Source organism: Kitasatospora sp. NPDC127111, assembly GCF_042677465.1.
Classification (GTDB): Bacteria; Actinomycetota; Actinomycetes; order Streptomycetales; family Streptomycetaceae; genus Kitasatospora.
On the sequence record NZ_JBHXTG010000045.1, the window covers coordinates 22,952 to 47,792 of the forward strand.

The window sequence follows — 24,841 nt, forward strand, 5'->3', positions numbered from 1 at the left end:
GTCCTCTTCGCCGGGTCTGCCCTACGCCCTGGGCGAATTGATACCGAACAGATGCCGTCGCCGGAGCACGCCGGTGTGCGGAGGGCGGGGCGTGCCACCACCGGCGCGCCCCGCCCCCGCGGTGCCGACCTCAGGAGGTCAGCGAGGCCTTGCGGGTCGAGATGACCAGGTCGACGAGACCGTACTCGACGGCCTCCTCGGCCGTGAGGATCTTGTCGCGCTCGATGTCGTCGCGGACCTGCTCGACGGTCTTGTTCGAGTGCTTGGAGAGCATCTCCTCCAGCTGCTCGCGCATCCGGAAGATCTCCTTGGCCTGGATCTCCAGGTCGGACACCTGACCGCGGCCGGTCTCGGTGTACGGCTGGTGGATCAGGATACGGGCGTTCGGCAGCGCCATCCGCTTGCCGGGGGTGCCGGCCGCGAGCAGCACGGCCGCCGCGGAGGCCGCCTGGCCCATGCAGACGGTGGTGATGTCCGGCTTCACGTACTGCATGGTGTCGTAGATGGCCGTCAGGGCCGTGAACGAGCCGCCCGGCGAGTTGATGTACATCTGGATCTCGCGGTCCGGGTCCATGGACTCCAGGCAGAGCAGCTGGGCCATGATGTCGTTCGCGGAGACGTCGTCCACCTGCGAGCCGAGGAAGATGATGCGCTCCTCGAACAGCTTGGCGTACGGGTCGTACTCGCGGATGCCCTGCGAGGTGCGCTCGACGAAGCGCGGGACGATGTAGCGGCCCTCGGCGCGCATGTCCTCGACGCGTGCCTTGGCGCTGGACAGGCTGGGGATGTTCATGGGGGTTCTAGTCCTCCGGAGCGTTGTGGCTGTGGTCTCGTGGGAGCCGGGGCCGAGGCTCAGGCGCCCGTGCCGCCGCCGCCGGGGACGTCCGCGGCGCTGTGCATGATCGCGTCGATCAGGCCGTACTCGAGGGCCTCCTCCGGCGTGAACCAGCGGTCGCGGTCGGAGTCCGCGGTGATCTGCTCGAAGGACTGGCCGCTGTGGAAGGCGATCAGCTCGGACATCCGCTTCTTGGTGCGGAGCAGCTGCTCGGCCTGGATGCGGATGTCGGTGGCCGAACCGCCGAGACCGGCGGACGGCTGGTGCATCAGGATGTTGGCGTTCGGCAGCGAGAAGCGCTTGCCCTTGGCGCCCGCGGTCAGCAGGAACTGGCCCATCGAGGCCGCCATGCCCATCGCGATGGTGACGACGTCGTTCTTGATGTACTGCATGGTGTCGTAGATCGCCATGCCGGCCGAGATCGAGCCGCCCGGGGAGTTGATGTAGAGGAAGATGTCCTTGTCCGGGTCCGCGGCCAGCAGCAGCAGCTGGGCGGTGATCTTGTTGGCGATGTCGTCGTCGACCTGCTGGCCGAGGAAGATGATCCGCTCGTTGAGCAGCCGGTTGTAGACCTGGTCGCCCAGGCCGCCGAGCACGTCACCAGAGGCGGCGTGCGGCGCCATCGGGCCAGGCATCTGCATCTGCGGGAACGTCACTTAGCCACCTGCTCAGTCGATTTGGACGGTCGCTCCACGGCCGTCACGATGTCGCACAGCTTCCGGGTATCACGTCGTGATTGTTGCTGTCCAAGGACCCTAACGCGCAGGCCGGGCCGCAGAATCCCTCACGCAGAACTGTTCGCTGTGAGCGCAGGGTTCCCGGCGCGCGGCGTGGCGGCGCGCCGGGAACACGGCGGGCCCGGACACCGTGTACGGCGTCCGGGCCCGCTGCTGCTTCAGGGCGACCGGGGCGATCAGGCCTCGGTGTTCTCCTCGGCCTCGGCGGCCGGGGCCTCGGCGGCGGCCTCGACGGTCTCGCCCGACTCGTCGGTCTCGTCGTCGTCGAAGTTGATCTCGTTGCCCTCGGTGTCGACGACCTTGGCGGCCTCGACCACGGTGGCCAGCGCCTTGCCGCGGGCGACCTCGCCGACCAGCAGCGGCACCTGGCCACCCTGGACGACCTGCTGCGCGAACTGGTCCGGGGTGAGGCCCGAGCCGGCGGCGCGGCGGATGAGGTGCTCGGTGAGCTCCTCCTGGTTAACGCCCAGCTCCTCGTCGGCGACGATCTGGTCCAGGACGAACTGGGTCTTGATGCCCTTCTTCGCCTGCTCCTCGAGCTCGGCCAGGTACTCCTCCTCCGACTTGCCCTGGGTCTCCAGGTAGGTCGCGAGGTTGAGGCCCATCGGCTCCAGCTGGTGGTGCTCCAGGTTGTGCTTGCGGGTCTCGATCTCGTCCTTGAGGAGCTTCTCCGGGAACTCGATCTCGACCAGGCCGAGCAGCGCGTCGAGGACCTTCTCCTGGGCCTGGGTGGCCTGGTCGTACTCCTTCATGCGCTCCAGGCGCTTGCGGGAGTCGGCCTTCAGGTCCTCCAGGGTGTCGAACTCGCTGGCCAGCTGGGCGAACTCGTCGTCCAGCTCCGGCAGCTCCTTCTCCTGGACGGCGGTGACGGTGACGGTGACCTCGGAGGTCTTGCCCGCCTGGGTGCCGCCCTTGAGCTCGGTGGTGAAGGTGGCGGTGCCACCGGCCTCCAGGCCGATGACGGCGTCGTCGATGCCGTCGATCAGGCGGCCCGAGCCGATCTCGTAGCTGACGCCGGCGGCGGTGCCGTCCTCCGGCACCTCGCCGTCGACCTTGGCCTCGAGGTCGACGACCACGATGTCGCCGGCGGCGGCGGCGCGCTCGACGTCCTTGACCGAGGAGAAGCGCTCGCGCAGCTGCTCCAGGGACTTGTCGACGTCCTCGTCGGTGACGACGATCGGGTCGACGGTGACCTCGATGGAGGAGAAGTCCGGGAGGGTGATCTCCGGGCGGACGTCGACCTCGGCGGTGAACTTCAGGTCACCACCGTCGGCGATCTTCTCGACACCCTCGATGTTGGTGATGTCGGGCTGGCCGAGGACCTCGATCTTGCCCTCGTCGACGGCCTGCGTGTAGAAGCGCGGGAGGGCGTCGTTGACGGCCTCCTCCAGCACGGCGCCACGACCGAAACGCTGGTCGATGACCCGGTTCGGGATCTTGCCCTTGCGGAAGCCCGGGACCGAGACCTGCTGGTTGATCTTCTTGTACGCCGCGTCGAGGCTGGGCTTGAGCTCCTCGAAGGGCACCTCGACGGTGAGTCGAACCCGGGTCGGGTTCAGAGTCTCGACGGCGCTCTTCACGGTTAGGTCTCCTATGGGCTTGCGGTCAGGTTGCCTCCGCCCTCCCCGTGCCGCCGGCCGGGGCCGGTACGGGCGGGTCGGGCGAGACGGGCGATGGGCGGTTGGAGCTGCATCTCCCGTTGGGGGTGGACGGTGAGCGTGACTCCTCGCCCTCGTGCGGTTGACCTGGGTGGACGCCGCAGGGACTACCGCCAGCGCCCCATCCTACCGGTACCACGAAAGGCGGACGCCAGGACGCCACCGCCGACGGCCGCCCGACCCGTTCCGGCGGGCTCCGGAGCCGCCCCGGCGGGCGCGAGGTCCACCACCGGCGTACGGTGGGGGCACGCGAAGACGCCAACAGGGCCCCGCCGTGGGCGAGACCCTGCCGCACTGTCGGGGTGACCGGATTCGAACCGACGGCCTTCCGCTCCCAAAGCGGACGCGCTACCAAACTGCGCCACACCCCGTGGTGCCGAGAGGAAGCGTACACGCCGGGCCCCGTCGGCTCGCCGACATATCAGAGGCCGGGAAACGAATGCGGTGTGCGCGCAGCCGACCGGACCAGGTACGCTGTTCCCGACCTTCCGTCCGGCGACGGCCGGGGGATCATGCGGGCGTAGCTCAATGGTAGAGCCCTAGTCTTCCAAACTAGTCACGCGAGTTCGATTCTCGTCGCCCGCTCCAGCAGTCCGGCCCCGGAGGGACGTCCACCGTCCCTCCGGGGCCGTTCGCTTTCCCCGGCGCCGTTCGCTTTTCCTGGCGCCGTTCGCTTTCCCCGACGCCACGTCAGACCGGGCCGCCGGCGTTCAGAGGCCGAGCCGTCCGGCTCGGGCGGCGGCCCGGTCGAGCAGCAGGTGGACGTCCCCCTCACGGGTGGTGGGCCGGTCGTTGTACTCGTCCGGTGAGCTGACCGGGTGCCCGGTCGCGTGCAGCACCTCCATCAGCTGGACCCGCGCGGTGCGGACGGTGGCCGGGGTGCCGTAGCCGTGGGCGAGGACGGCGGCCTGGGCGCCGAGCAGGCAGACCCGGCCGGCCGTGTCCCACATCGCGCCCTGGAGCCAGCCGAAGGCGCCGATGTAGCGGGAGGCGAGCCGCAGGTGGTCGGCGGCGCTCACCGGGACCGGGCGGGCCGGGCGCCGGGTGAGCCGGTTCAGCAGGGTGGGGCGCGGCAGCGGGTGGCCGGCGTTCCAGAGCTGGACGGTGGAGCCGAGCCGCGGGACGTAGACGTAGGGGACGGCGGTGCGCGCCGCGGCGGGCAGCGAGGCGAGGTACGCCTCGATCTCGGCGACCAGCCCGGCGCCGTCCGGGGCGCGGAGCTTCGGCGGAGGGGGCGTCAGGTCGGTGCGGGCCATGCGGTTCTCCAGGCGGGTGCCTACGGTTGCCGCTACCCAAAATGGTGCATCTCGGACATTCCCGCGACCGGAGCGGTCGGCCGCACCCACCGTGCCGCGGCTCCGCGGCGGTTTCCCGGTGAGGCTCCGGGCCGATAGCCTCGGCGGCGTTCGAGCGCAGTTCGAGACGACTGCGAGCCCGCGGTGGCTGCGAGCCCGAGATGGAGGAGTATCCGTGCGTCCCCAGGACCGACTGGCCGTCATACAGCGCTGTGTGGTCCGGGAGATGGCGCGCCTCGGCCAGGTGTTCAGGGTCGACGGCGAGGTGGTGCGCGGCCCGGGGACGACGGCGGTGGCCGTCCGGGAGCACCCCGGCGACGACGGCGGCGCCGGCCACGTCGACCTGGGTTACGTGCTGCAGCTGGGCCGGGCGGACGCGCCGGTGGTCTGGGACTGCGCGGCCGGGCTCGGCAAGACCGAGGAGGAGAAGCTCGCCAACGCGGTCCGGATGTGGGCGACCACCACCGCCTCGGCGCTGGTGGAGCTGACCGAGGGCGGGGGCCGCCACGGCGACCACGCCGACCACCCGGAGCTGCCGGGCTGGCACGCCGTGCAGGGGCCGGCGGCGGTGTTCGGCTTCGGCAACGAACGGCTGGCCGGCTGGCTGGCGGAGCACCGCCTGCTGCCCGCGCTGGCGCCCGCGCTGCTGCCGGACCTGGCCGCGCCCGGGCCGAACGGGGTCAAGCTGTTCCTGGGCGGCAAGGCCGGGGACGACGTCGCCGAGGTCCGGGTCAACGGCGAGGTGTCGGAGGCGGCCTCGGCGGCGCTGCGCTCGCTGGACTGGCCGCGCGGCGAACGGCTGTGCTGGGCGCGGCTGTTCGTACTGCTGACGACCCGCGAGCCGGCGGTGCCGCCGCCCGCGCCGGCGGGCACCGCGATGCCCGCGCCGGTCCGCGCGTCCGTCCCGGCGGCGGTGCGCGCCCGGGGCCTGTTCGGGCGCTGGCGGCAGGCCAGACGGGCCGGCCGGTGACCCGGACGGCCGCCCCCGCTGATGACACCCCCGGAGGACCCGGGGTCAGCTGGCGATGCTGGAGATGCTCTTGGCGATCTGGGTCAGGAAGTCCTGGATCGGCTTGGCGGCCGTGCTCTGGTTGAGCATGAAGCCGAACAGGGCGGCCAGGATGAAGTGCCCGGTCTTCAGCTGCTTGTTGCGGATGAAGATGAAGCAGATGATGCCGAACAGGACCAGCGCGGAGACGGAGAGTGCCACCCGGACTCACTTCCTCGTTTCATAGCGGGGTGCCAGCGGCTGACAGCCCCTGCGAAGCCGGACCCCGGCCTGTCCGACGGTCCCGAGGCGGAACGGCAGTTCGTCCGGCGCCAAGCCGCCGGAGGGAGAGTCCGGTACGACCGCACGGTGTCCGTCGTGCCGCACGTGACGCCCCCCATCCCCCGAATCCTGACCAGTCCCGCCCGGACTCAGTGTGGTCGACCGTGCCGATTGCGTAAAGGTCTGACTGTCGGCCGAACGCCGATATCCTGCGATGCGAGACGAGTTTCCGCCGACCGAGACGATAGCCGAGACATTCTGACGAATCGTCGGCGGGGCCGCGCTGAGCGGCCGGGAAACGCCCGACGGGCGGGAACGGAACCGGCAGGTCCGCAACGGTGACGGCCCGTCCGGAATGGCCGAAGATCAGCTCCCGGGCTTGACAGCGCCTGCCCCCGGTAAATGCCCGGAACGGCGCCCGCTCAATCGCGCCAGAGCAGCAGGACGGCGCGGTCGTCGTTGATGTCCCGGGCGACCGTCTCGATCAACCGGGAGGCCGCGCCGGTGCCCGCGCCGGGCCCGGCGCCGGGGACCAGCCGGTCGGCCTCGCCCATCAGCCGGTCCATGCCCTCGGAGAGGTCGCGGCCGGGCGCCTCGACCATGCCGTCGGTGCAGAGCAGCAGGACGTCGCCCCGGTTCAGCCGGCCGCGCACGCCCTCGAACTTGGCGCCGTCGAAGATCCCGAGCGCCGGCCCCTCCTCGGCCTCCTTGACCTCCCAGCGCCCGGCGCCGGCCAGCCGCTGCATGCCGGGCAGGTGGCCGGCCGAGAGCAGTTCGTACTCGCCGGTGTCCAGGTCGAGCACCAGGTGGGCGGCGGTCGCGAAGCCCTCCTCCCAGGCCTGGCGGAGCAGGTAGCCGTTGGCGGCGGGCAGGAAGTCGTGCGCGGGCAGCGAACCGAGCAGGCCGCCGAAGGCGCCGGAGAGCAGCAGGGCCCGGGAGCCGGCGTCCATGCCCTTGCCGGAGACGTCCGCGAGGACCACCTCCAGCACCCGCTGGCCGGGGCCGGTCCGGGCGGCGACCACGAAGTCGCCGGAGAAGGACTGCCCGCCGGCCGGGCGCAGCGCCATGTCGGCGTGCCAGCCGTCCGGGAGCCTCGGGACGCGGCTCTGCACCCGCAGCCGCTCGCGCAGGTCGAAGAGCATGGTGGAGCCGCCCCACCAGGGGACGCCGACCCGGCTGCGGAACTGGGCCAGCAGCAGGCCGCCGACGCCGGCCGCGCCGACCACCAGGGCGGCGCCGGGGGTGACGCCGTAGGTGTAGGCGTCGGGGTCGGCGCTGGCGACCCGCTGGCCGGTGTGGATCACGGACTCGGCGGAGAGGCCCAGCGCGGCCAGCGCGTACAGCACCACGAGGCTGCCCGGGCGCAGCAGCAGGGCGGCGGCCAGGATCGGCAGGACCAGGGAGGTGGGCGGGGCCCAGGCGGGGATCCAGATGTTGAGCAGGATCAGCAGCGGGACGAGCAGGGCGAGCGCGCAGAGCACCGGCCAGTCGGCGGCGCCGCCGCGGAAGTAGTCGACACCGGCGGTGCGCAGCCTTCGGCGGACCCGGCGGAGCCTCTTGCGCAACCGGGCCGTCACGGGGTCGGGCACCGTGGCGGCGCCGGGCCTCGTCGCAGTCGTCTGGGGCGGTGCGCCCGGCGGTCTGCCAGCCATGGGGACCGACCATATCCACGGTTGCCGCCCGGCGTCGACGGCTCGGACGAGGGCGGCTCCGCCGTGGCGTGGGCGTGTCAGCCGGTTTCGGCCGATCGCGGCGGGCGGCGGCCGCTGCGTCAGGAAGCGTGCGGGGGCTGGGCGTACGAACCACGCGGGTGACGCATGCGCCCCGCGCGCGGGGCTTTCGGTGCGCCCGGCGGGCGGAGGGCCGCTGTGGCCGATCACACAGGGGCGCGCGCCCCCGGCGGACGCGGCGGCGGGCCGCGCTGCGGGAGCGCGGCCGGCCGTCGGGAGGGCAGGAGGGTGGGAGGGTGGATCAGCCCTGCGGGTGGTGGGCCGGGATCGGCGGGAGCTCGCCGGTGGTCTCGTACTCGCTCAGCATGGTGATCCGGCGGGTGTGCCGCTCGTCCCCGCTGTACGGGGTGTTGAGGAAGATCTCCACGAACTTGGTGGCCTCCTCCTGGGTGTGCATCCGGCCGCCGATGGAGATCACGTTGGCGTTGTTGTGCTCGCGGCCGAGCGAAGCGGTCTGCTCGCTCCAGGCCAGCGCGGCGCGCACGCCCTTCACCTTGTTGGCGGCGATCGCCTCGCCGTTGCCCGAGCCGCCGATCACGACGCCCAGCGCCTCCGGGTCGGCGGCGGTGCGCTCGGCGGCGCGCAGGCAGAACGGCGGGTAGTCGTCGAGGGCGTCGTAGATGTGCGGCCCGCAGTCGACCGGCTCGTGGCCGGCCTCCTTGAGCCACTCGACGAGGTGGTTCTTCAGTTCGTATCCGGCATGGTCGGAGCCCAGGTAGACGCGCATGGCACGAGTGTGGCATGCGCGTCCACCTGGGCCGCGCAGGGGGCCGAGGCCGAGCGAGCCGCCTCCGGAAGGCGAGCCGGGGCCCGCGAGCCGAGCGGGCCGGGGCCCGGGAAGGGGGCGTCTCAGCGGCGGCCGAGGAGCTTCCAGGTGAGCGGCAGGGCGCCGGCGGCGAGGGCCGCCTTGAGGGCGTCACCGACCAGGTACGGGTAGAGGCCCAGCTCGGCGGCGCGGGCGAGGGACACGTGCAGCGAGACGGCGAGGTAGGGCACGCCGACGGCGTAGATGGCGAGGCTGCCGAGGACCATGGTGACGGCGGTGTTCACCGGGGTGCGGTCGGCGCCGCGGCGGGCCAGCGCGCCGGTCAGGCCGGCGGCCAGGACGAAGCCGAGCACGTAGCCGAGCGAGGGCATCGACCAGCCGGAGGTGCCCTGGGCGAACCACGGCAGGCCGGCCATGCCGGCGAGCAGGTAGAGGCCGAGCGAGGCGATGCCGCGGCGGGCGCCGAGCGCGGTGCCGACGAGCAGCGCGGCGAAGGTCTGGCCGGTGACGGGCACCGGGGAGCCGGGGACGTTCACCGACAGCTGGGCGGCCAGGCCGGTGAGGGCGGCGCCGCCGGCCACCAGGGCGAGGTCGCGGGCCTGGGCGCCGAGCCGGGTGGAGGCGGCGGGCAGCAGATCGGCGAGGACGGCGCGGCTCGTGGTCGGGGTGCTGACGGTCGGGGCGCTGGCGGTGGCCATCGGGATCTTCCTCCGGGTTTCCTCTTGAGAATCGGTCTGATGATCAGATGAGTGAACAGCTGTGAACCTACGCGCTGTTCCGCTTCGTGCACGATGGGGAACCGGACAAAGCCCCGGAGGCCGTCCTTGTCGGATCCGGCCCACCCGTCACGACGGAACGTGACGGTTCCGGCCAATCTCCGTCACGATCCGGTCCGCATCGTGGGCCCGGGGCCGGGAATCTTGGCACGGTCGGCCGCGCCACCGGATATTGGGCAACTCGCACCGCAATCCGAACAGTCTGGATCCCTCTCCATGGCCCGTACCTCCGCGCCCCCGGCGCCCGCGGCGACCTCCGCCCCCGCCGACCCGGCCGGCGGCCGGCAGCTCTCGCACGGCCTCAAGCAGCGCCACCTCTCGATGATCGCGCTCGGCGGGGTCATCGGCGCCGGCCTCTTCGTCGGCTCCGGGGCGGGCATCGCGGCGGCCGGACCCGCGATCATCCTGGCCTTCACCCTCTCCGGGCTGCTGGTCATGCTGATCATGCGGATGCTCGGCGAGATGTCCGCCGCCCGCCCGGCCTCCGGCTCCTTCTCGGTGCACGCGGAGAAGGAGATCGGGCCCTGGGCCGGGATCACCGCCGGCTGGATGTACTGGGTGATGCTCTGCTGCGGCGTGGCCGCCGAGGCCACCGCCGCCGGGAAGATCGTCAACGGCTGGGTCCCCGGCGTCTCCGCCTGGGTCTGGGTCGGCCTCTTCATGGTCTTCTTCTGCGCCAGCAACCTCACCGCGGTGAAGAACTTCGGCGAGTTCGAGTTCTGGTTCGCCGCGATCAAGGTCGCCGCGATCATCGCCTTCCTGGTGCTCGGCGCGCTCGGCGTGGCCGGGGTGCTCGGCCCCGGCGCCCCCGGCACGACGAACCTCACCGGCCAGGGCGGCTTCCTGCCCACCGGCGTCAGCGGACTGATCGTCGGCCTGCTCGCCTCGGTCTTCGCCTACGGCGGCCTGGAGACCGTCACCATCGCCGCCGCCGAGTCCGACGACCCCAAGAAGAACGTCGCCAACGCGGTGCGCACCGCGGTCTGGCGGATCGCGGTCTTCTACATCGGCTCGATGGCCCTGGTCGTCACGCTGGTCTCCTGGAAGGACCCGTCGGTCGTCGAGAACGGCCCGTACGTGACCGTCCTGCAGCACCTGGGCGTGCCCGGCGCCGGCACCATCATGGAGGCCGTGGTGCTGATCGCCCTGCTCTCCGCGATGAACGCCAACATCTACGGTTCCTCCCGGATGGCGTACTCGCTGGTCTCCCGCGGGCAGGGCCCGAAGGCGCTGGCCAAGGTCAGCGGCGGGGTGCCCCGGATCGCCGTGCTCGCCTCCTGCCTGTTCGGCTTCGGTGCGGTGCTGGCGGGCAAGTTCTGGCCGGACACCGTCTTCACCTGGCTGATGAACACCACCGGCGTCGCCATCCTGGTGGTCTGGTTCTTCATCTGCGTCGTCCAGCTGAAGATGCGCCGCCGGCTGGAGCGCGAGGCGCCCGAGCTGCTCACCGTCCGGATGTGGGGCTACCCGTACCTGACCTGGGCGGCGATGGCCGCCGTGGTCGGCATCCTCGGGCTGATGACCACCACCGAGGGCAACCGGGAGCAGCTGTACGCGGCCGGCGTGCTGGTCGCGCTGCTCATCGCCGCCGGCCTGGTCAAGCAGCGCCGGGACGCCGCGGCCGCCCGGTAGCGGCGAGGCGCACGCGGAAGGGCCCGGTACCGCTCGGCGGTACCGGGCCCTTCGTGCTGCCCCGGGCGGGTGAGCGCTGCCGGGGCCCGTCCGTCACTCGAAGGACGGGCCGGCGGTACGGGTGCGCTTGATCTCGTAGAACCCCGGGGTGGAGGCGACCAGCAGGGTGCCGTCCCAGAGGCGGGCGGCGGCCTCGCCGCGCGGTGCCGGGGTGACCACCGGGCCGAAGAACGCCACCCGCTCGCCGCCCGCGCCCTCGACCGCGATCACCGGGGTGCCGACGTCCTCGCCGACCAGGCTGATGCCCTCCTTGTGCGAGGCGCGCAGGGCCTCGTCGTACGCGTCGGTGCCGGCCGCGTCCGCCAGCTCGGCCGGCAGGCCCGCGGCGACCAGCGCCGCCTCGATCGTCTCGCGGTTCTGCGGCAGGCCCTGGTTGTGGAAGCGGGTGCCCAGCTCGGTGTAGAGCCGGCCGAGCACCTCGTCGCCGTGCTTCTCGGCGGCGGCGATGCAGACCCGGACCGCGCCCCAGGCGTTGTCCAGCAGGGTGCGGTACTCCTGCGGCAGGTCACGGTGCTCGTTCAGCACCGACAGGCTCATCACGTGCCAGTTCACGTCCACCGGGCGCAGCTGCTGGACCTCGATCAGCCAGCGGGACGTCATCCAGGCCCACGGACAGGCCGGGTCGAACCAGAAGTCGGCGGTCTTGCGGTCGGCGGCATCAGCGGCAGTCGTCACGTCGTCCTTCGTCCTTCGTCGGAAGCGGCGGCCCCCGCGCGGGGCTCCCCCGACCTGAACGCCCGCCCGGCACCCCTGATTCCGGGCCCGCGCCGCGAATTGTGCAATGGTACCGGCGCGGGGGGCGTGAAAGGATGCCCCCGCAGCACCACAACGCGCAGCACTGAACCGCACCAGCGAACCGCACCACCGTGCGTGCCGGACAAAGGAGTACCGCCGTGCCGGGCAAGAACCTGAGCCGCGACGAAGCCCAGCAGCGGGCCAGCATCCTGGCCGTGGACGGCTACCGGGTCCGGCTGGACGTGACCTCGGCCCCCGACCCCGCGGCCGCGACCTTCCGCTCCACCACCACCGTCTCCTTCCGCTGCGCCGAGCCGGGTGCCTCGACCTTCCTCGACCTGCTGGCGTCCGCCGTCCGCTCGGTCACCCTGAACGGCCGCGCGCTCGACCCGGCCACCGCCTTCGACGGCGCCCGGGTGCACGTCGACGGCCTCGCCGCGGAGAACGTCCTGGTGGTCGACGCGGACTGCGCGTACAGCCGCACCGGCGAGGGCCTGCACCGGTTCACCGACCCGGCCGACGGCGAGACGTACCTCTACACCCACTACGAGCCGGCCGACGCCCGCCGGGTGTTCGCCACCTTCGAGCAGCCCGACCTGAAGGCGCCGTTCACCTTCACCGTCACCGCCCCGGCCGCCTGGGACGTCCGGTCCAACGCCGTGCACACCCGGGTGACCGACGAGGGCGACGCCCGCACCTGGGAGTTCGCACCGACCCGGCCGATCTCCACCTACCTCACCGCCGTCGTGGCCGGCCCGTACCACGTGGCCCGCGACCACTACAGCCGCACGCTCGCGGACGGCACCGTGCTGGACATCCCGCTGTCCGCGATGTGCCGCAAGTCGCTCGCCCCCTACTTCGACGCGGAGGAGATCCTCGGCGTCACCAAGCTCGGACTCGACTTCTTCCACGAGGAGTTCGACTACCCGTACCCGTTCGGCAAGTACGACCAGGCCTTCGTCCCCGAGTACAACATCGGCGCGATGGAGAACCCGGGCTGCGTCACCTTCCGCGAGGAGTTCGTCTTCCGCTCGAAGGTGACCGACGCCGCGTACGAGGGCCGCGCCAACGTCGTCCTGCACGAGATGGCGCACATGTGGTTCGGCGACCTGGTCACCATGCGCTGGTGGGACGACCTCTGGCTGAAGGAGTCCTTCGCGGACTTCATGGGCTCCTACGCGCTGATCGGCGCCCGCACCCGCTACTCGGCGGCCTGGATCACCTTCGCCAACCAGCGCAAGGCCTGGGCCTACCGGCAGGACCAGTTCCCGACCACGCACCCGATCACCGCGGACATCCGGGACCTCGAGGACGCCAAGCTCAACTTCGACGGCATCACCTACGCCAAGGGCGCCTCGGTGCTCAAGCAGCTGGTGGCGTACGTCGGTTCGGACGCCTTCTTCGAGGGCGCCCGCCGGTACTTCAAGCGGCACGCCTTCGGCAACACCGAGCTCAAGGACCTGCTGGACGTCCTGGAGGAGACCAGCGGCCGCGACCTCACCGCCTGGGCCGCCGCCTGGCTGCAGACCGCCGGCGTCAACGTGCTCACCCCGGAGGTCACCGTCGACGCGGAGGGCCGGATCACCGAGCTCGCCGTCCTCCAGGACACCGGCAACGGCGAGGTGCTGCGCCCGCACCGGATCGCGGTCGGCCTCTACGACCGGGACGCCGACGGCGCGCTGGTGCGCACCGACCGGATCGAGCTGGACGTCACCGGCGCCCGCACCGTCGTCGCCGAGGCCACCGGCCGCCCGCGGCCCGCGCTGGTGCTGCTCAACGACGACGACCTGACGTACTGCAAGATCCGCTTCGACGCCGGGTCGCTGGAGACGCTGCGCACCGGCCTCGGCGACATCGAGGACGACCTGGCCCGGGCGCTCGCCTGGTCCGCGGTCTGGAACCTGACCCGCGACGCCCTGATGCCGGCCCGCGACTACGTCGCCCTGGTGCTGCGCTTCGCCGGCCGGGAGGCCAACATCGGCGTGCTGCAGTCGCTGCACCTCCAGGCGAAGGGCGCCGTCGACCTGTACGCCGACCCGGACTGGCGCGGCGAGGGCGGCCGGCTGCTGGCCGACGGCGCGCTGCGCGAGCTGCGCGCCGCCGCGCCGGGCAGCGACCACCAGCTGGCCTGGGCGCGCTTCCTGGCGCAGACCGCCAACGGCTCCGAGCACCTCGGCCTGGTCCGCGGCCTGCTGGCCGGCACCGCCCGGATCGACGGCCTGGACGTCGACCAGGAGCTGCGCTGGTCGCTCTGGCTGGCGCTGGCCGCGGCCGGCCAGGCCTCCGACGAGGAGCTGGCCGGGGAGCTGGCGGCCGACAACACGGCCGGCGGCAAGCGCCAGTACACCCAGTGCCTGGCCGCCCGGCCGACCCCTGAGGCGAAGGCCGCCGCCTGGTCGGCCGTGGTCGACTCGGACGAGCTGCCCAACGCCCTGGTCGAGGCGAACATCGCCGGCTTCGCGCTGCCCGCGCACCGCGACCTCACCGCGCTGTACGCGGCGCCGTACTTCAAGCTGCTGGAGCGGGTCTGGTCCGAGCGGACGATCGAGATCGCGATGCGGATCGTCGGCGGGTTCTTCCCGCACGCGCAGATCAGCGGGGCGACGCTGGCCGAGGCGGACGCCTGGCTGAACGGTCACCCGGACGCGGCGCCCGCGCTGCGCCGGCTGGTGACGGAGCGGCGGGACGACCTGGCCCGGGCGCTGCGGGCGCAGGCCTGCGACCGGCTCTGAGCCCGGGCCAGTCCCGCACCGCCGGGGCCCGCCGCGTGGACGCGCGGCGGGCCCCCGTGCGTCGCGGGCTCAGCCGCGCAGGCCGCGGTCCAGGGCGGCGATCGCGCTGCCCCGGTCGTCGTCGCCGTCCAGCGACCAGACCATCACGCCGCCCAGGCCGTTCCAGCGGGCGTAGCGGGCCTTCCGGGTGAGCACCTCGGCGCTGTCGTAGCTGTAGAAGGTGGTGCCGTCGTACTTCCAGGACGCGCCGTGCTCGCGGTCGACGTACAGCTTGCCGGGCAGCGCGTTGATCTCCCGGTAGGTGAGGTCGGCGGCGGCCGCGGTGGCCGGCTGGTGGAGCCCGCCCCGGTCGCCGGCCGGGACGCCGGTCCAGCCGTGGCCGTAGAACGGCGCGCCGAGCACGGTCTGCCGGGCGGGCAGGCCGCGCCGGGCGTAGTGGTCGACCGCCTTGTCCGCGCTGCGCTGCAGCGGCTCCGGGTCGGCCGGGTCGGAGTAGAGGTTGGCCTGGTGGTTGGCCGGGCCCTTGCCCTCCCACGGGCCGTGCAGGTCGTAGGTCATCAGGTTGAGCCAGTCCACGGACCTGGCCACCTCGGGCAGTTCCAGTCGGTCGGCCACCGTCTCGTTGGCGGCGACGGCGGCGGTGAGCAGGTAGTGCTTGCCCTTCCGGCCGCCCAGCGCGTCCAGCTGCTTGCGGAACTCGGCCATCAGCAGGGTGAAGTTGCGACCGTCCTCGGGCCGGACGACGTTGCCGGCGTCACCGCCGCCGCCCGGGTACTCCCAGTCGACGTCGATGCCGTCGAAGACGCCGGCGGCCGCGCCCGCGCCGCCCTCCGGGGAGTCCGCGAGCCGGGGCAGGTCGCCCTTGAGGTAGAGGTCGATGCAGGAGGAGACGAACCTCCTCCGCGCCCCGTCGGTGGCGGCGGCGTCCGAGAAGTACTTGGACCAGCTCCATCCGCCGAGCGAGATCACGGTCCTGAGCTGCGGGTTCTTCGCCTTCAGCTTGCGCAGCTGGTTGAAGTGGCCCTTGAGCTTCTGGTCGGCGGTGTCACCCACCCCGTCCACCGACTCGGCGGCGGAGAACGCGCGCTGGTAGTCGTTGCGGGCGTCGCCCTGGCCGGGGTCGTTGGTCTCGAAGCAGGTGCCGTCGGCGGAGACGTTGCCGAAGGCGTAGTTGACGACGGTGAGCTTCCCGGCCTGGCCGGACTCCTGCACCCGCTTCGCGGAGCTCTCGGCGCCCCACTGGGTGAAGTAGCCGACCCGCTGCCCCGGCGGCTTCGGGCCGTGGTGGGCCTCGGCGGCGGTCGCGGTGGCGGTGGTGGTCAGCAGTACGGCGACGGTGGCGGCGGCGAGCATGGCGGAGGCGCGTGTGGGCATACCGGACCTGTCCTCTGAGGCATCGTCAAGTGGTCTGGACCAGACGACAAAGAGGTTTAGTCCATTGCGCCGGAACGCACAAGGGGAACGCCGGAGGAACGACCGGGGAACGCACGAGAGGCCGGACCGCGTGCGCGGTCCGGCCTCTCGGCGCTACTGCTCGGTTCAGCCGATCAGGCTGCGCAGCACGTACTGCAGGATGCCGCCGTTGCGGTAGTAGTCCGCCTCACCGGGGGTGTCGATGCGGACGACCGCGTCGAACTCCTTGTCGCCGGCCTTGACCTTGACGGTCGCGGGGGTGCGGCCCTCGTTGAGCTCGGTCACGCCGGTGATGGAGAAGGTCTCCTCGCCGGTCAGGCCGAGGGAGTCGGCGTTCTGGCCCTCCGGGAACTGCAGCGGCAGGACGCCCATGCCGATCAGGTTCGAGCGGTGGATGCGCTCGTAGGACTCGGCGATGACGGCCTTGACGCCGAGCAGCGCGGTGCCCTTGGCGGCCCAGTCGCGGGACGAGCCGGAGCCGTACTCCTTGCCGGCCAGGACGACCAGCGGGATGCCGGCGGCCTGGTAGTTCTGCGAGGCGTCGTAGATGAACGACACCGGCGCGTCGGCCTGGGTGAAGTCGCGGGTGTAGCCGCCCTCGGTGCCCGGCGCGATCTGGTTGCGCAGGCGGATGTTGGCGAAGGTGCCGCGGATCATCACCTCGTGGTTGCCACGACGGGAACCGTAGGAGTTGAAGTCGCGCTTCTCGACACCGTTGGCGGTCAGGTACTGCGCCGCCGGGGTGCCCGGCTTGATGTTGCCCGCCGGGGAGATGTGGTCGGTGGTGACCGAGTCGCCCAGCTTGGCCAGGACGCGGGCGCCGGCGATGTCGGTCACCGGGCTCGGGGTCTTGGCCATGCCCTCGAAATACGGGGGCTTGCGGACGTAGGTGGACTCGGCGTCCCACTCGAAGGTGTTGCCGGTCGGGACCGGGAGCGACTGCCAGCGGTGGTCACCGGCGAAGACGTCCTGGTAGCCCTTGTCGAACATGGCCTCGTCGATGGAGCCGGCGACGACGTCGGCGACCTCCTGCTCGGACGGCCAGATGTCGGCGAGGAAGACGTCGTTGCCGTCGGCGTCCTGGCCCAGGGCGTCCTTGGTGATGTCGACGTTCATGTTGCCGGCGAGGGCGTAGGCGACCACCAGCGGCGGGGAGGCCAGGTAGTTCATCTTGACGTCGGGGTTGATCCGGCCCTCGAAGTTGCGGTTGCCGGAGAGCACCGAGACGACGGCCAGGTCGGCCTCGTTGACGGCGGCCGAGACCTCCTCGGGCAGCGGGCCCGAGTTGCCGATGCAGGTGACGCAGCCGTAGCCGACCAGGTTGAAGCCCAGCTTCTCCATGTACGGGAGCAGGCCGGCCTTCTCGTAGTAGTCCATGACGACCTTGGAGCCGGGCGCCAGGGTGGTCTTGACCCAGGGCTTGACGTGCAGGCCCTTCTCCACGGCCTTCTTCGCCAGCAGGGCGGCGCCCAGCATGACGGAGGGGTTGGAGGTGTTGGTGCAGGAGGTGATCGAGGCGATCACGACCGCGCCGTTGTCGATGGTGTACGACGAGCCGTCGGGGGCGGTGACGGTGGTCGGCTTGGAGGCCTCGGCCGAGTAGGCCGGCAGCGCCTCGGCGAACTTCGACGCGGCCTCGGCCAGGATCACGCGGTCCTGCGGGCGCTTCGGGCCGGAGATCGACGGGACGACGGTGGAGACGTCCAGCTCCAGGTACTCGGAGTAGACCGGCTCGACCGACGGGTCGTGCCAGAGGCCCTGCTCCTTGGCGTACGCCTCGACCAGGGCGAGCTGCTGCTCGTCACGGCCGGTGAGCTTCAGGTAGTTGATGGTCTCGGCGTCGATCGGGAAGATCGCGCAGGTCGAGCCGAACTCCGGCGACATGTTGCCGATGGTGGCGCGGTTGGCCAGCGGGATGGAGCCGATGCCGTCGCCGTAGAACTCGACGAACTTGCCGACCACGCCGTGCTTGCGCAGCATCTCGGTGATGGTGAGCACCAGGTCGGTGGCGGTGGTGCCGGCCGGCAGCTCGCCGGTCAGCTTGAAGCCCACGACCCGCGGGATCAGCATGGAGACCGGCTGGCCGAGCATCGCGGCCTCGGCCTCGATGCCGCCGACGCCCCAGCCCAGCACGCCCAGGCCGTTGACCATGGTGGTGTGCGAGTCGGTGCCGACGCAGGTGTCCGGGTAGGCCTGGCCGCCCCGGACCATGACCGTGCGGGCCAGGTGCTCGATGTTCACCTGGTGGACGATGCCGGTGCCCGGCGGGACGACCTTGAACTCGTCGAACGCGGTCTGGCCCCAGCGCAGGAACTGGTAGCGCTCCTTGTTGCGGCCGTACTCGATCTCGACGTTCTGGACGAAGGCGTCCGGGGTGCCGAACTTGTCGGCGATGACGGAGTGGTCGATGACCAGCTCGGCCGGGGCCAGCGGGTTGATCTTGGCCGGGTCGCCGCCCAGCTCCTTGACGGCCTCGCGCATGGTGGCGAGGTCGACGACGCACGGCACACCGGTGAAGTCCTGCATGATCACGCGGGCCGGGGTGAACTGGATCTCCTGGCTCGGCTGGGCCGAGGCGTCCCAGTTGCCGAGCGCGCGGATGTGGTCGGCGGTGATGTTGGCGCCGTCCTCGGTGCGGAGCAGGTTCTCCAGCAGCACCTTGAGGCTGTACGGCAGCCGCTCGGAACCCTCGACGGCGGAGAGCTTGAAGATCTCGTACGACTCGTCGCCCACCTGCAGCGAGCTGCGGGCGTCGAAGCTGTTCGCGGACACGACTGACTCCTTCTAGGTGCTTCGTGCGGTATCCGGCCGCCACGGTGGTAAGGTCAGCCTTACTTAGGCTTACCTTGCCCGCACCGCCGGTGAGCGCCTCTCGGCAAGTATCTTGATGTCGAGATATATCCTAAGGGGCAGTTATCTCGATGTCGAGATAAACCATAGTGCATGGCGCCGCGGACACCACCGCAGGCATGCCCCGGGACCTGTCTACCGCGAACGCCGTGCTCAGTGTCCGTCGGGGCCGCGCTTCTTGCGCTCCAGCCGGATCAGCCAGACGGCCCCCGCCACCACGGCGGCGGCCACCAGCAGGACGGCCACCAGGGAGCCACCGGAGCCGCTCGGCTCGGGCGCGACATCGGCCAGCAGGGTGATCATGCGTTCTCCTCACGGTCGCGTTCGCGCGGGTGCGCGGACGTTCGTTCCAGCCCGGACTGCGGGTGTTCGACTGCCGCGGCGGGCCCGGCGCCCAGGCCGAGGACGAGCATCAGCAGCACCGGGAACTCCAGGTAGGCGTGGTAGCTGGCCAGCGCCGCGTAGAGCATCCGGCCCTGCGCGTAGTCCGCCGCGAACAGCACCGCCAGCAGAGCGCCCGCCACCGCGCCCAGCAGCCACGCCCGCCCGCCGCGCAGGGCCGGCAGCCGGCGCTCGAAGGCCCCGGTCGCGTCCGGCGCGTACCTCGGCAGGAACCAGACCCAGACCACGTAGTGCATCGACTGCAGGAAGGCGAACACCGCCAGGAAGCGCAGCCCCACCCCCGGCGTCAGCCACCCCGGCGGGGTGTACGCCGCCGCCAGCCTCGCCGTCCAGCCCGTCCAGGCCGCCCCCGGCGCCAGCCAGCGGTCCAGCACCCCGGCCAGCAGCAGCCCCGGCACCAGCAGCACCCAGCCGCACTGCAGCGCCAGGAACGCCGCCCGGCCGCGCACCAGGCGCCGCGACCACTCCCACAGGAACAGCAGCGGCACCACGTTGTGCAGGTGCGCCAGCACCACGAAGTGGTACGCCGGGAACGCCATTGAAGCCGCCGACGCCACCGCCAGCACCACCCCGCTCCCGGCCAGCAGCAGCGGGCGGCGGCGCAGCCCCGACCAGCAGGCCGCGGCCAGCAGCCCGTACGCGAGCACGATCTCGGCGCCCTGCGCCACCGGGTGCGGCACCAGCGCGGGCGGCACCAGCCGGCAGCACACGATGCCGGTCACCAGGACCAGCAGCAGCCGCAGCAGCGGTCCGGCCAGCACGGCGGCGAACCGGCCCGCCACGTAACGCAGCTCCAGCACGTTGTGCAGCACCCCGAACGCGGCCAGGCCGAGCACCGCCAGCCCCGCCGGTGCGCGCAGCGCCAGGACCAGCGCCGCCGCGGCGGCCAGCGCGAACCCGGCCAGCGGTGCGGTGCCCAGCCGGCCGGCCGGCCCGGCGAGGGGCCGGCCGGCCGCCCCTTCCACGGTGGCGATGGCCACGCTCCCCCTCCCCGTGGCACGATCCCCGCCGTGCCCTATCCGTCGGCCCTCGCCCTCACCCTGCTCGTCGAGGTACCCCTCTACACCGTTGCCCTGGCCCGGGCCGGCGGCGTCCGCCCGGCCCGCGCGGCGGCGGCCGCCGTCCTGGTCAACCTGGCGACGCACCCGCTGCTCTGGTGGTCCCTGAGCCGCTGCGCGGCCGGGTCCGCCGGAGCCGGAGGGTCGGGCGCAGCGTACTGGACGGCCTTCACGGCGGGCGAAACCGCGGTCTGCGCGGTGGAGGCGGCGCTGCTGCGCCCGCTCACCGGGCTGCGGCCGGGCGGGCCGCTCCCGTGGGCCGCGTCCGGGACGGCCAACGCGGCCTCGGTGCTGGCGGGGCTGCTGGCCGGCTCCCTGCTGCGGTGAGGTCCGCGGGCACCCGCTGACGGCCGCCGCGGCGCCGTGAGGTCGCGGGGCGCGGGGGAGGCGCGGGGGCGCGGGTCGCGAAGCCGTAAAGTCGCGAGGTCGCGAGGTCGCGAGGTCGTGAAACCGTGAAGCCGTGTCGGTCGTAACGCGCCCGTCGGGCTCAGGCGTCTAACCGGGCGCAGGGGGAACGCACATCACGGGACGAGGGGAACACCGGTGATCAGGAAGACGCGACGGGCCGAGGAGTCCGCGGAGTTCGAGGCCTTCGCGTACAGCCGGGGGCACCAGCTCTTCCGGACCGCGCTGCTGCTCTGCGGCGACTGGCACCTCGCCGAGGACCTCACCCAGACCACGCTGGCGAAGCTCTACTCCTCCTGGTCACGCGTGCGCAAGGCCGAACACCCGGACGCCTACGCCCGCAGCGCGCTGGTCCGCAGCTACCTCTCCCACCGGCGGCTGCGGCGCAGCGCCGAGCAGCCCGCCTTCGGTGAACTGCCGGACGGCGTCGCCCCCGAGGGCGACCCGGACCTGCGCGTCACCCTGCTCACGGCCCTGGGCGCACTGTCGCCGCGGGACCGCGCCGTGCTGGTGCTGCGCTACTGGGAGGACCGCAGCGTCGACGAGACGGCGGCCGAACTCGGCGTCAGCGCGGGCGCGGTGCGAAGCCAGAGCCTGCGCGCCCTCGAACGGCTGCGCACCGTCCTCGGCCCGCAGGACGCGAGCCGGCTGGCCGCCTGACGAACCGGCACGGCACCGCCCTCGGTACGGCACGACCTTCGACACAGCACCGCCTCCGGTACAGCACCGCCTCCGGTGCAGGGCTGCCCGGTACAGGGCTGCCTCCGGTACAGGGCTGCCTTGAACACGCACTGCGCTGCCCGTCGGCGCACCTCAGAGGGAAGGAACCGAGAAGACATGGACGAACTGGAATCCGACGGCCGCCGGCTGTCCGCCACCTTCGACCGGGCACTGGCCGAGGTCGGCCCGGACCTCGGACCGCTGGTCGCCGGCGCGGCCGCGCAGGGCCGGGCGCTGCGGCGCCGTCGCCGCGTCGCCACCGCCGGCGCGGTCACCGCGGCGGTCCTGCTGACGGTCGGCGGCGCGGTGGCCCTGACCCCCGGTGGCGGCTCCGGTGCCGCCTCCGCTGTCGTGGCGGCGGGCGGGGCCGCGTCGGCGTCGGTATCGGGATCGGCGTCGGGGTCAGCGTCGGCGTCGGCCGCCGCCTCGGCCTCGCCGTCCGGCGGCGGGGCCGGCGGCACGAAGAAGCCCCTTCCCGCCTCCACCAAGGACCCGAGGGCCGACGACGGCCCGGAGAAGCGCAACCCCGGTACCGGGGTGAACGCCGGCAAGGTCGCCCTCACCGGCCACGCGGCCGTCCTGGCGGTGGTCGAGGGCCTGCCGACGAGCGGCACGACCGGCGGTTACGCCGGCTACCACGGACGGGTCGGCTGGAAGGGCCCGGAGGCGGCCGACGTGATGTCCGCGGGCGAGCTCAGCTACGACGACGGCAAGGGCCCGGTCCAGCTCGACGTCAAGTTCGAGGGCGGCCTCGGTGTGCTGTTCCGGCCCGGCTCCAATCCGCCCGGCCCCAACGCCGACCCGCACTACATCGGCTACGACGACCGCTACACCTGCGAGAAGGTCAACGCCTCCCGGCGGCTCAGCCATTGCGAGGTCGCCAAGCTCCCCGACGGCAGCACCCTGCTGCTGACCGAGAGTTCGAACGACGGCTTCCGCTCCCGCACCGCCGACCTGCTGCGCGCGGACAACAACCGGATCACCCTGACCGAGTTCTCCGGCGGCGTGCTCGGCGAGCCGCGCGAGCTGCCGCTCGGCCTGGAGCAGCTGAAGGCCGCGGTGACCGGCCAGGGCCTCCAGGAGTGGATCACGCCGGAGCGGGCCGACCAGGCGGACCGGGCGATCCGGCCCTTCCGCGACAGCACCCCGGGCAAGGACCGGCCCGATCCGACCGCCTCGGCCACGCTGGCCCCCGTCTCCCCCGGGCACTGAGGGCGGCCGCCGCTCCCACCGGCTCCCCCGGGTACGGTGGCCGGTGAGTTGCACACGCTGGAACAGGCCGGGGGCCGACTGATGATCGTGGTGGACGCGTCCGCGCTGGTACTGGCGCTCGCCGACGAGGGCGAGCGCGGGGCGGCGGCCCGGGCGGAGCTCGACGCGGGCGGCGAGTGGGTGGCCCCCGAGCACATCGTCATCGAGGTGATGCAGTCGCTGCGCGGCCTCTACCTGGCCAAGGAGCTGAGCGCCGAGCGGGTCGGCGAACTCGCGGCGCGCCTGCCCGGATTGGCGATCCGCAAGGTCGAGGTGGCCCCGCTGCTCGGCCGGATCTGGGAGCTCAAGGACAACCTCACACCGGACGACGCCGCGTACGTCGCGGTCGCCGAGCAGTTCGGGGCGCCGCTGATCACGGCGGACCTGCGGCTGATGCGGGCGAGCGGGCCGCGCTGCGAGATCCGGGGCATCCAGGGCTCCCACCGCCACCCGTAAGGCGCGGGTCAGGGCGGGCGGCCCGGACGGGCGCCCGGACTCGGGAAGCCTCTGCGGGGCGCGTCCGCCCGGGGCGGGGGCGTCCGCCGGGCGCAGGGGTGTCCGCCGGCCCGGAGGGCCGGGGGCGTCCGCGGGGCGGCCGTCCGCCGGGCCGGGGGTGTCCGCCGGGGGCGGGACGCCGTTGTGCAGGGCGTCCGTCGCACCGCCTCCGGAAGGTCCGCCGATGTCCGCTCCGCTCGCCGCCGCGCTGCTCCCGCTCGCCCTCCTGACCCCGGCCGCCGCTCCGCCCACCGTGCCGGCGGCTGCCGACGACTCGCCGGTCTCGGTCGTCGAGGCCGACTTCGACCCGGCCACGGCCTTCGTCCCGCCGACCGCGATCAGCCACGCGCCGGACCTCGTGCCGTACGGCTCGCACGTCCGGGTGGTGGTCGACCGCACGCTGCCCGGGCGGACGGTGCTGACGCTGACCGCGACCGGGCTCGCCCCCGACCACGAGTTCCCGGCGCACCTGCACACCGGCTCGTGCGGGGCCGACCCGGCCGCGTCCGGCCCGCACTACCAGGACGTCGCGGACCCGGTCCGGCCGTCCACCGACCCCGCGTTCGCCAACGACCGCAACGAACTGCGGCTCACGCTGCGCACCGACCACCGGGGCGACGGCAGCGCCGCCGCCGCGGTGTCCTGGCAGCCCAGGCCGGGCGAGGCCCGCTCGCTGGTGCTGCACGCCGGCACCCCGGCCGGCCCGCACGGCGCGGGCGACCGCGCCGCCTGCGTGAAGCTGGAGCCGTGAAGCCCGGTTCGCGGGAACCCACGAACCCAGGAGCCCAGGAGTCCAGCAGCCCTCGGAGTCCTAGGAGCCCAGGGTGGCGACCAGGACGGCCTTGATGGTGTGCAGGCGGTTCTCCGCCTGATCGAACACCACGGAGTGCTCCGACTCGAACAGCTCGTCGGTGCACTCCAGCTCGGCCATCCCGGTCGCCTCGAACATCTGCTGCCCGACCACCGTGCCGAGGTCGTGGAAGGCGGGCAGGCAGTGCAGGAACTTCACGGCCGGGTTGCCGGTGGCCCGGACGGTGTCCATCGACACCTGGTACGGCTTGAGCAGGGCGATCCGCTCGGCCCAGACCTCCTTGGGCTCGCCCATCGAGACCCACACGTCGGTGTAGAGGAAGTCGGCACCGGCCACGCCCTCGTCGACGTCCTCGGTGAGGGTGATCCGGGCACCGCTGGTCCCGGCGAGCTCCTGCGCCGCCTTCTGCACCTCCTCGGCGGGCCACAGCTCGCGGGGGGCGACGATCCGGATGTCCATGCCGAGCAGGGCGCCGGTGACCAGCAGCGAGTTGCCCATGTTGGAGCGGGCGTCGCCGAGGTAGGCCAGGGCCACCTCGGTGAGCGGCTTGGTGGTGTGCTCCCGCACGGTCAACACGTCGGCGAGCATCTGGGTGGGGTGCCACTCGTCGGTGAGGCCGTTCCAGACCGGGACGCCGGCGTGGGCGGCCAGCTCCTCGACGATCGACTGGCCGTGACCCCGGTACTCGATGCCGTCGAACATCCGGCCGAGCACCCGCGCGGTGTCCTTGATCGACTCCTTGTGGCCGATCTGGGAGCCGGACGGGTCCAGGTAGGTGGTGGTGGCGCCCTGGTCGTGGGCGGCGACCTCGAAGGCGCAGCGCGTCCGGGTGGAGGTCTTCTCGAAGATCAGCGCGATGTTCTTGCCGCGCATCCGGGGCTGCTCGGTGCCCGCGTACTTCGCCGCCTTGAGCTGAGCGGCGAGGTCCACCAGGAAGCGGAACTCCTGGGGAGTGAAGTCGAGCTCCTTGAGGAAGTGCCTGTTCCGGAGGTTGAACGCCATGCCGGGCTCCTGGGGTGACGGACGGGACGGGGATGCGAAGCGGCAATTGTATACGACCTTCGGAATTTATATGCAAAGAGGTCCAGCTCATCCCGCCCGACCTCGCCCCGCCTCGCCCTGACCCGGCTCGACGCAGCCCGGGCCGCCCCCGCCGAGGACCCTGCCGGGGGGGGCGGCCCGGGTCGCGCGCTTTGACCGCGCGACCCGG

General features: G+C 72.5%; 22 protein-coding genes and 2 tRNA genes. 9 read left to right on the forward strand and 15 right to left on the reverse strand.

Going from position 1 to position 24,841, the window contains the following annotated elements; all coding sequences use genetic code 11:
- Positions 1 to 130: 130 nt before the first annotated feature.
- The 4 genes from ACFVHB_RS24900 to ACFVHB_RS24915 all read right to left on the reverse strand — a co-directional run bounded on the left by ACFVHB_RS24900 (position 131) and on the right by ACFVHB_RS24915 (position 3,601).
- On the reverse strand, positions 131 to 793 hold the full coding sequence (locus ACFVHB_RS24900; protein ID WP_380326342.1) for an ATP-dependent Clp protease proteolytic subunit: 663 nt from the start codon (positions 791 to 793) through the stop codon (positions 131 to 133).
- Between the two features lie 59 nt (positions 794 to 852).
- The gene (locus tag ACFVHB_RS24905; RefSeq protein ID WP_305067940.1) at positions 853 to 1,470 is read right to left on the reverse strand and encodes an ATP-dependent Clp protease proteolytic subunit; all 618 of its coding nucleotides are present in this window, start codon (positions 1,468 to 1,470) and stop codon (positions 853 to 855) included.
- A gap of 278 nt (positions 1,471 to 1,748) precedes the next feature.
- On the reverse strand, positions 1,749 to 3,152 hold the full coding sequence (tig, locus tag ACFVHB_RS24910) for a trigger factor (protein ID WP_380326345.1): 1,404 nt from the start codon (positions 3,150 to 3,152) through the stop codon (positions 1,749 to 1,751).
- 375 nt (positions 3,153 to 3,527) lie between these two features.
- Positions 3,528 to 3,601, reverse strand: a tRNA-Pro gene (locus ACFVHB_RS24915).
- A gap of 143 nt (positions 3,602 to 3,744) precedes the next feature.
- Here ACFVHB_RS24915 and ACFVHB_RS24920 point away from each other — a divergent pair.
- Positions 3,745 to 3,818: transfer RNA gene (locus ACFVHB_RS24920), tRNA-Gly, on the forward strand.
- A 122-nt stretch (positions 3,819 to 3,940) separates the two neighbouring features.
- Here ACFVHB_RS24920 and ACFVHB_RS24925 read toward each other — a convergent pair.
- On the reverse strand, positions 3,941 to 4,486 hold the full coding sequence (locus tag ACFVHB_RS24925) for a hypothetical protein (protein WP_380326348.1): 546 nt from the start codon (positions 4,484 to 4,486) through the stop codon (positions 3,941 to 3,943).
- A 214-nt stretch (positions 4,487 to 4,700) separates the two neighbouring features.
- On the opposite strand from ACFVHB_RS24925, the gene ACFVHB_RS24930 reads away from it, so the two are divergent.
- The gene (locus ACFVHB_RS24930; protein ID WP_380326351.1) at positions 4,701 to 5,495 is read left to right on the forward strand and encodes a DUF6348 family protein; all 795 of its coding nucleotides are present in this window, start codon (positions 4,701 to 4,703) and stop codon (positions 5,493 to 5,495) included.
- 45 nt (positions 5,496 to 5,540) lie between these two features.
- Here the strand turns inward: ACFVHB_RS24930 and ACFVHB_RS24935 are convergent, their stop codons facing one another.
- From ACFVHB_RS24935 to ACFVHB_RS24950, 4 genes are all read right to left on the reverse strand, one after another.
- A complete protein-coding gene (locus ACFVHB_RS24935) occupies positions 5,541 to 5,735 on the reverse strand; it encodes a hypothetical protein (RefSeq protein WP_380326353.1) in 195 nt (64 codons plus the stop codon).
- A 482-nt stretch (positions 5,736 to 6,217) separates the two neighbouring features.
- A complete protein-coding gene (locus ACFVHB_RS24940; RefSeq protein WP_380326356.1) occupies positions 6,218 to 7,447 on the reverse strand; it encodes a PP2C family protein-serine/threonine phosphatase in 1,230 nt (409 codons plus the stop codon).
- Positions 7,448 to 7,766: 319 nt separating this feature from the next.
- Entirely contained in the window at positions 7,767 to 8,252 is a 486-nt protein-coding gene (locus tag ACFVHB_RS24945) for a ribose-5-phosphate isomerase (protein WP_380326359.1), read from the reverse strand.
- Between the two features lie 122 nt (positions 8,253 to 8,374).
- Positions 8,375 to 8,989: a biotin transporter BioY gene (locus tag ACFVHB_RS24950; RefSeq protein WP_380326362.1), complete on the reverse strand. Its 615-nt coding sequence runs from the start codon at positions 8,987 to 8,989 to the stop codon at positions 8,375 to 8,377.
- A gap of 294 nt (positions 8,990 to 9,283) precedes the next feature.
- Between ACFVHB_RS24950 and ACFVHB_RS24955 the strand changes: the two genes are divergently transcribed.
- Positions 9,284 to 10,699, forward strand: coding sequence for an amino acid permease (locus ACFVHB_RS24955; RefSeq protein ID WP_380326365.1), 1,416 nt, complete (start codon positions 9,284 to 9,286; stop codon positions 10,697 to 10,699).
- Between the two features lie 93 nt (positions 10,700 to 10,792).
- Here ACFVHB_RS24955 and ACFVHB_RS24960 read toward each other — a convergent pair whose 3' ends face one another.
- A complete protein-coding gene (locus tag ACFVHB_RS24960) occupies positions 10,793 to 11,434 on the reverse strand; it encodes a DsbA family protein (RefSeq protein ID WP_380326368.1) in 642 nt (213 codons plus the stop codon).
- Positions 11,435 to 11,652: 218 nt separating this feature from the next.
- Between ACFVHB_RS24960 and pepN the strand changes: the two genes are divergently transcribed.
- The gene (gene pepN, locus ACFVHB_RS24965; RefSeq protein WP_380326371.1) at positions 11,653 to 14,226 is read left to right on the forward strand and encodes an aminopeptidase N; all 2,574 of its coding nucleotides are present in this window, start codon (positions 11,653 to 11,655) and stop codon (positions 14,224 to 14,226) included.
- 69 nt (positions 14,227 to 14,295) lie between these two features.
- Here the strand turns inward: pepN and ACFVHB_RS24970 are convergent, their stop codons facing one another.
- The 4 genes from ACFVHB_RS24970 to ACFVHB_RS24985 form a co-directional block, all read right to left on the reverse strand.
- Complete coding sequence (locus ACFVHB_RS24970) at positions 14,296 to 15,600, reverse strand: glycoside hydrolase family 18 protein (protein WP_380326374.1); 1,305 nt, start codon at positions 15,598 to 15,600, stop codon at positions 14,296 to 14,298.
- A 165-nt stretch (positions 15,601 to 15,765) separates the two neighbouring features.
- Positions 15,766 to 18,411, reverse strand: a complete 2,646-nt coding sequence (gene acnA / locus ACFVHB_RS24975; RefSeq protein WP_380326377.1) for an aconitate hydratase AcnA — start codon at positions 18,409 to 18,411, stop codon at positions 15,766 to 15,768.
- Positions 18,412 to 18,642: 231 nt separating this feature from the next.
- Positions 18,643 to 18,792, reverse strand: coding sequence for a hypothetical protein (locus ACFVHB_RS24980; protein ID WP_380326380.1), 150 nt, complete (start codon positions 18,790 to 18,792; stop codon positions 18,643 to 18,645).
- Complete coding sequence (locus ACFVHB_RS24985) at positions 18,789 to 19,871, reverse strand: hypothetical protein (RefSeq protein ID WP_380326383.1); 1,083 nt, start codon at positions 19,869 to 19,871, stop codon at positions 18,789 to 18,791. The genes ACFVHB_RS24980 and ACFVHB_RS24985 overlap by 4 nt, the downstream gene beginning before the upstream one ends.
- A 30-nt stretch (positions 19,872 to 19,901) precedes the next feature.
- Here ACFVHB_RS24985 and ACFVHB_RS24990 point away from each other — a divergent pair, with 30 nt between their 5' ends.
- From ACFVHB_RS24990 to ACFVHB_RS25010, 5 genes are all read left to right on the forward strand, one after another.
- On the forward strand, positions 19,902 to 20,276 hold the full coding sequence (locus ACFVHB_RS24990) for a hypothetical protein (protein WP_380326386.1): 375 nt from the start codon (positions 19,902 to 19,904) through the stop codon (positions 20,274 to 20,276).
- A gap of 216 nt (positions 20,277 to 20,492) precedes the next feature.
- Positions 20,493 to 21,014, forward strand: a complete 522-nt coding sequence (locus tag ACFVHB_RS24995; protein ID WP_380326389.1) for a SigE family RNA polymerase sigma factor — start codon at positions 20,493 to 20,495, stop codon at positions 21,012 to 21,014.
- A 177-nt stretch (positions 21,015 to 21,191) separates the two neighbouring features.
- Positions 21,192 to 22,286 (forward strand): hypothetical protein, encoded by a 1,095-nt coding sequence (locus ACFVHB_RS25000; RefSeq protein ID WP_380326392.1) that lies wholly within the window; start codon positions 21,192 to 21,194, stop codon positions 22,284 to 22,286.
- 48 nt (positions 22,287 to 22,334) lie between these two features.
- A complete protein-coding gene (locus tag ACFVHB_RS25005; RefSeq protein WP_380326395.1) occupies positions 22,335 to 22,781 on the forward strand; it encodes a type II toxin-antitoxin system VapC family toxin in 447 nt (148 codons plus the stop codon).
- A 223-nt stretch (positions 22,782 to 23,004) separates the two neighbouring features.
- Positions 23,005 to 23,571, forward strand: a complete 567-nt coding sequence (locus ACFVHB_RS25010) for a superoxide dismutase family protein (protein ID WP_380326398.1) — start codon at positions 23,005 to 23,007, stop codon at positions 23,569 to 23,571.
- A gap of 60 nt (positions 23,572 to 23,631) precedes the next feature.
- Here the strand turns inward: ACFVHB_RS25010 and argF are convergent, their stop codons facing one another.
- A complete protein-coding gene (argF, locus tag ACFVHB_RS25015) occupies positions 23,632 to 24,633 on the reverse strand; it encodes an ornithine carbamoyltransferase (RefSeq protein ID WP_380326401.1) in 1,002 nt (333 codons plus the stop codon).
- Between the last annotated feature and the right edge of the window lie 208 nt (positions 24,634 to 24,841).

Excerpts from the sequence above, each read along its gene's own strand:
- ACFVHB_RS24900 (WP_380326342.1), bottom strand. The coding sequence starts at position 793 with ATGAACATCCCCAGCCTGTCCAGCGCCAAGGCACGCGTCGAGGACATG.
- ACFVHB_RS24905 (WP_305067940.1), bottom strand. The coding sequence starts at position 1,470 with ATGCCTGGCCCGATGGCGCCGCACGCCGCCTCTGGTGACGTGCTCGGC.
- ACFVHB_RS24925 (WP_380326348.1), bottom strand. The coding sequence starts at position 4,486 with ATGGCCCGCACCGACCTGACGCCCCCTCCGCCGAAGCTCCGCGCCCCG.
- ACFVHB_RS24940 (WP_380326356.1), bottom strand. The coding sequence starts at position 7,447 with ATGGCTGGCAGACCGCCGGGCGCACCGCCCCAGACGACTGCGACGAGG.
- ACFVHB_RS24945 (WP_380326359.1), bottom strand. The coding sequence starts at position 8,252 with ATGCGCGTCTACCTGGGCTCCGACCATGCCGGATACGAACTGAAGAAC.
- ACFVHB_RS24950 (WP_380326362.1), bottom strand. The coding sequence starts at position 8,989 with ATGGCCACCGCCAGCGCCCCGACCGTCAGCACCCCGACCACGAGCCGC.
- ACFVHB_RS24955 (WP_380326365.1), top strand. The coding sequence starts at position 9,284 with ATGGCCCGTACCTCCGCGCCCCCGGCGCCCGCGGCGACCTCCGCCCCC.
- ACFVHB_RS24970 (WP_380326374.1), bottom strand. The coding sequence starts at position 15,600 with ATGCCCACACGCGCCTCCGCCATGCTCGCCGCCGCCACCGTCGCCGTA.
- ACFVHB_RS24980 (WP_380326380.1), bottom strand. The coding sequence starts at position 18,792 with ATGATCACCCTGCTGGCCGATGTCGCGCCCGAGCCGAGCGGCTCCGGT.
- ACFVHB_RS25000 (WP_380326392.1), top strand. The coding sequence starts at position 21,192 with ATGGACGAACTGGAATCCGACGGCCGCCGGCTGTCCGCCACCTTCGAC.
- ACFVHB_RS25010 (WP_380326398.1), top strand. The coding sequence starts at position 23,005 with ATGTCCGCTCCGCTCGCCGCCGCGCTGCTCCCGCTCGCCCTCCTGACC.
- argF (WP_380326401.1), bottom strand. The coding sequence starts at position 24,633 with ATGGCGTTCAACCTCCGGAACAGGCACTTCCTCAAGGAGCTCGACTTC.